The organism is Labilibacter marinus (assembly GCF_001659685.2).
Classification (GTDB): Bacteria; Bacteroidota; Bacteroidia; order Bacteroidales; family Marinilabiliaceae; genus Saccharicrinis; species Saccharicrinis marinus.
In genome coordinates, this window is the sequence record NZ_LXYE02000035.1 from 180427 (window position 1) to 186716 (window position 6290).

Consider the following 6290-nt stretch of genomic DNA (forward strand, 5'->3'; position numbering starts at 1 on the left):
TCATCCCTACTTAATAATAACCAAGGGAAAATCCTGTCCGAAACCATAGCCAGTAGGGTATTGAGGAGTAAGCATATATTCCTCGGTTAGCTCAGGAACGCGGTCTTCTACATAGCTTCGTAATTCGTTGGCGGTGATTTTATCATCCGATGAGGCACCATCTGCTTTACCTTCTAGCCCTTCTAAAATGGCGTAGGTGAAAATGCCGTGCCCTAACTCCTTTGCTTCAGATGCGTATTGAACAGCTCCACTGGCCAAAAGAAAATAGGTGCCTGTACTTCGTGCTAACTGAGCAATGGCCTTTTCGCGATTTCCACCTCGTGTTTGAAAAGATGATAAAGCCCCTCCTGATTGACAAGCATCCAGGATAAACATTTGCTTACCTGCTGATATTTCCTTGGAGAGTTCTATCATTTCATGGGCCGACAATGCCTTTTCGCTTAGCATTTCTTTATCGCCATACATTTGGGTAACATCATACGGAATGATATAAAATTCCTCCTTGCTATCCTTGGATAAATCCATCACGCCATGGCCAGCATAATAAAAAACAAAAACATCTTGCGGCTCCGCTTTTAAGGCGATATCTGCAAAAGCATCCTTTATATTGGTTTTATTAACCTCATCATTATTCAAAATAATCTCTTCTACCCCACTAAAAATTGCTTGTGCATTTTTACGAATTGTTTTAGTGTAGGCCTTGGCATCTTTAACGGCATAGGATAAATGATAACTCGGATTTTTATAATCATCCACCGCCACGGATAAAACAAACAGTTTGGCATCTGTTTCTAAACCATCATAATGCACTTTTACAGATACAGGATCCGATTCGGTACGTTCCTTACTAAAAGCAACGGCCCTAATGTTGTTTTCGCCAGGAGCTACTTTAATACTGATATTTTGCTTTAATTTTTTACCGCTACGAATACCCGATTTAGCCATTTGCTGGGTATAAACCAGCTTCTTATTATTATAAACCCTAATTTCATCCACTCCTGCTCCTTCATCCACCACAGACAAAGCCATATTAATCTGTTCTTTAAACCACACCACAGAATCAGTAAGAGATAAATCATGGTGAAAATTCTCTTCCTGAATGCTTAATTGAATGGATGGAGCAGTTTTAATTTGCGCCTCAATATCCACTTGAGTGTTATTAAACCCCTCTCCTTTACTGATTCGTTCAATCAGGTTTGGTGTATAGAATTTCTCGAACAAGCTACCCACTGGAATCACTTCTAAACCCGATACGTAATTGATATTTTTCAGCGCAGATGGGGAGCCATCGAAATACCCACTCGGCGTTTTAGCTAACCAATTGTTTTTATCCATTTGAATGTAGGTATAGAGTTCTGTATAATCCTCCATATCCCACACTATGATTTCTCCATCAACACTACACGACACCATTCGTTTACAAGATTCATCTATCTGAATAGAGGAAACCGCTCCTGAATGTCCTTTCAGCGTTTTTATAATTTTGCCATCTTGCGGATTCCAAATGATAATACTTCTATCGTTACTTCCGGATGCGATAAACTTTCCATTAGCCGCAAATGCTACCGAATAAACACCAGAACGATGTCCGCTAAACTTGTTAACCAGCATACCCGAAAGCAAATCCCACATCTTCACCTTACCATCTAAACTAGCCGTTAGCATGTTCTTACCATCTGGACTATAAGAAATATCCATCACCAATTGAGTATGCCCAATAATACTTCTGAACTGTTTGCCAGCATCCACTTCCCACATCCGCAATTCTTCTCCTAAATCGCTGCTGGCCACATATAAATCCTTAGGCGTAAAAGAGACACTATAAGGTGAAGCCTTATCCAAAAATACAGAACTATACAACTTCCCTGTTTCAACATCCCATATTCGCAAACTAGAATCCCAGCTTCCACTAACTATCTTGCTTCCATCTCGACTAAATTTGGCATCAAAAACGATATCACTATGTCCTTTATAAGTCCGTTTAAGTTTACCTGTTTCTATATCCCATATTTTTAAGGTTTTATCGGCACTAGCGGTAAGCATTAATTTACCATCAGGACTAATATCTATACTTAATACTTTTTTACTGTGTCCAGGATACCACTTTTCTACTTTCCCGTTTTCCAGGTTTAGCTTAAAAGTCAGTGAATCGGCACTGGCCTTTAACACATACTTGCCATCTTTACTCAAGGCCACATCCGATTTCATGCCTACATACCTTAGTATATTGGTATGATACCAATCGCCCTGTTTATAAGGGATACCATCTTCCTTTTTATGGGTAAGATAACCGCCTAAGACTTTTATTTTTTTACCTGAAGACAAATTCCATAAGGCCGCTTGGTTATTTACATCTGTAGTTAAAACGTTTTTATTATCGGGACTAAATACGGGCGTACAGGCCAAACCATCGAATGATAATTTTATAACCTCCTGCCCACTTTTCATATTCCACACCCACATTTCGTCATCAGCTGATAGCATTAAATACGAACCATCGGCACTAAATTTTAACTCGCTAAACCAATCAGCCTCCTGCTCGAATTGAACAAGCACCTTCCCCGTTCTTGCATCCCAAACTGTTACGGGAGCATATTTTGAAGCAGTAGCCAACAGCTTACCATCATTGCTCATGGCCATATAGCTTTTGCAACCATCGCAAGGCTTATCCACGGTAGCATTAAAATCCCTGATTTTTTCTCCAGTTTCCAGATGACACAGGCCGACTTCTTTTTTTTCTGTGCCAATAACTACAAACTTGTTATTCGGACTAATGATATAATCGTAAGGTTTGTCGACTTTAAAAGAAACCACACGACTTGAATCAGCAAGATTAACACTTTGCATCTCTTCATAATTAACATATTGAAGAAAGGTGTTTCCATCCTGGGTAAAGTTATGATGAGAAATACTCGCGGAATAATGCTTTTTATAATTACCTATAAGCTCCCCTGTTTTTATATCCCAAACGCTAAATAAATGACGATCATCTATAAGCACTATCTTCTCCCCTTCAGGACTAAAACTGGCCTTCATCAACTTTTCATCCAATTGAATTTCTGCCAACACATCGCCCGTCACTATGTCATATACAATGGCCTTATTATCTTTAGCCGCACTCACTATTTGCGTTCCTTGTGCATTAAAAAACACAGAACGAATAGCGCCTGTATGCATCGAAAAAGTTCTGATTTCTTTACCACTCTTCAGGTTCCAAAGCTTTAGGGTATTGTCGGCACTGCCTGATATAGCATATTTTCCATCAGGACTAATATCTACACAGGAAACGTAACGTGCATGTCCTTTCTGAAGAACTGTTTCTATGGGCTTTTGCGCACCAAGCCATTGCGTAAAGGCGAATAAGAGAATGTATAATAAAGTTTTATTCATATATGTTATACAATTATTATCATCGTTTAAAATATCTTTTATCACTCTGGGATTTCATCCATGGTAAACGCATTTAAAATATCATGAACTTAAAATAACCCATTTCAAGTAAAAACACTCTCCTCTGCTTAAGCCGCAGGGGCTCCTTCTTTTTTCTACAGTCAAAAAAGAAGGAAAAAAGACCGCCGACTGCAACACTCGCTTACCCACTACATTCTTTATTTTTAGATAGAAAGAACTCCCTTCGGTCAAACAGCTTTCTATCTGTTCAAAACTAAAGAAAAGTGGGACCCAAGCTGCGTTATTGATGTCGGTTGCTCAACTTGGAATTTTAGCTTGGTTCATGTATTGTTAACCACCCAACTTAAAACCAACCACTAATACGTCGTCAATTTGCTCGTCATTCTGTATCCAATTATTTAAAGTGGTATCCAGTGTTTCACGCTGCTTGTTCATGGTTTGCTGATAGATATCTAACAACAATTGCTGAAAACGTTTCACCATAAATTTCTTTCCTTTCGGGCCGCCAAACTGGTCGACATAACCATCCGAAAACATATAAAAATAAGTTTCCTCGGTAATATCGATGGTATGTTTTACAAATTTTTCCGACTCATATCGACTAATACCTATGGGCTTTTTGTTAGCCTTAATACGTTCTGCCACTCCATTTTTAATGATGATAAGCGGATTTTTAGCGCCCGAATACGATACGGTATTAGCACTTTGATCGATGACACACATGGCCATATCCATCCCATCCTGGTTTTGCGTTTCCTCTTGCTTTAGCGCCAATTGCACCTCTTCACTTAATCGCTCCAATATCATTTCGGGCGAAGTAATGCCTTCGCGAAGCACAATTTGGTTTAAAAGCGTATTGCCTAACATGCTCATAAAAGCCCCAGGAACACCATGCCCCGTACAGTCGACAGCAGCCACAATCACTTTATCTTGTACCTGAGTAAACCAGTAAAAATCGCCGCTCACAATATCTTTGGGTTTCAACAGTATAAAAGCATCCTGCACCACTTTATTCAACTGCTCCATATTTACCAGCATAGCTTCCTGAATACGCAAGGCATATTCTATGCTATCGGTTAAATCTTTACGCTTGGCTTCAATCTCGGTGTTTTGCTGGGCTATTTGAGTATTCTGCTCTCCCAATAATCTATTTTTATGCGAGATAATACGGTTCGTTTTTTGCTTCGATCGAAACAGCACAATCAGCACCAATACAATAATGAGTACCAAAAAGATTACGCCTATTAAGTAACGCGTATAGGTCTTTTGTTTTAGGATAGTTAAAGTATGAATTTCATTATCGCGTAGTAACAACTGATTTTCTTTCTCCTTCTTCTCCGTTTCAAAACGCACACTCATCTCCTCTATCAACTTAAGCGCATTTTCATGCTTTAGAGAATCGGAATAAACTTGATGCAACTCCAGGCTTTTTAATGCTAAGGTATTTTTTTGCTGCTGCGAATAAATCTTATACAAAACCTGATAATTTTCGAGCATCAACTCGTAATGATTAATGCCCTGAGCTGATTTTATACTCCGATTAATAAAACGCTCAGCATCCGTATAATTACGTTGAACAAAATAAAGATTTCCAATTCTAAAATAAACCATCGCTACCCCTTCCTTATCCTGCGCACGCAGTTTAAAACTCAAGGCAGTAAACAAGTTTTTAAAACTTTCGTCGAACTTACCTTGCAATGAAAGCGCTAGGCCAATCTGGTCGTAACAGCTCCCCAGACCTTTATCATCATTAATGATTTGTTTTAAACCCGCAGCTTCCTGAAATAATTCAATGGCCTGTTCATATTGCTTTTCTACCAGCTTTACATTCCCCATAGAATAAATACATTCCGATAGAGGATGTGCCATTTCATTCTCCTTATCTTGTATCTGGGTCTTCTTTAATAACTTTTGCGATAAGATGAGATACTCCCAAGCTTGTTCATGCTTATTCAGCTTTAAATACAAACTACCCAAATTATAATTCGCGATGGCCATATCAACACTTTCCTCATCGCTAATTTGCTTGATAGATTGCAAGCGGTATTCAAGGGCTTTGTCATAAATGCCCATGGCCTGATAAGCCAAAGCAACATTATTCAATGAAGCTACTATCGCCTTTTTATCAGCTAACTCTTTATCCAAACTTAAGGATTGAAGGCTATATTCTAAGGCCTTTTTATGCTTGCCTTGTTGGTAAAAAACCAATCCCTTATTATATATCAAAGAAGCGTAAATGGAATCATTTTTATCTGCACTGATTAGTTGCTCGCCCAAACTATAATAATATAATGCACTATCTAGCAAACCCTCCTTTTGAAAAGTTGAGCCAAGCTCCTTGTATAAAGACAATAACAGCTTAGGAGCATTTACATCTTCCTCATGAACATTCTGAATAACCGCTTTAACAGAATCAACATACTCCTTCGATTCACGATTTTCAGCATCGATTGGCGCAGCATAAACATGCGTAACTGCACTTAAAAAGCATATGATTAAAATGAATTTCATGCGTTTATAATTTTCATTTGTTGCATGGAACTCCCAAGAAAATTTAATCATTCTCCATGGTGAAAAATTGAAGAATTAATTATTACAAGGTCGTTTCATATTTATTACAATAAATCAAGTATCCATACTAGGGCAACTCCATTAACATTTTAAAACCACCTCCCCACTCATTCTTCGCGGTACTCCTCCTTAAAAAAAGGAGGAGAACTCCGCAGCACTTTCCCCTCCTGAATCTTAGGAGGGGTGCCGAAGGCGGGGTGGTATATTAGATATTTGTCTAAATGCGAATACCGTGATATCCATACAATACAATACAATACAATACAATACAATACAATACAAAAGTGGGCTTACTTTTATAACCAATA

The 6290-nt window shown here is 38.5% G+C and carries 2 protein-coding genes; both read right to left on the reverse strand.

Features of this window, described 5'->3' with window-relative positions:
* Positions 1–6: 6 nt before the first annotated feature.
* Positions 7–3390, reverse strand: coding sequence for a caspase family protein (locus tag A8L32_RS15055; RefSeq protein WP_075590917.1), 3384 nt, complete (start codon positions 3388–3390; stop codon positions 7–9).
* A 351-nt stretch (positions 3391–3741) separates the two neighbouring features.
* Positions 3742–5922 (reverse strand): tetratricopeptide repeat protein, encoded by a 2181-nt coding sequence (locus A8L32_RS15060; protein WP_075590918.1) that lies wholly within the window; start codon positions 5920–5922, stop codon positions 3742–3744.
* Positions 5923–6290: the final 368 nt, after the last annotated feature.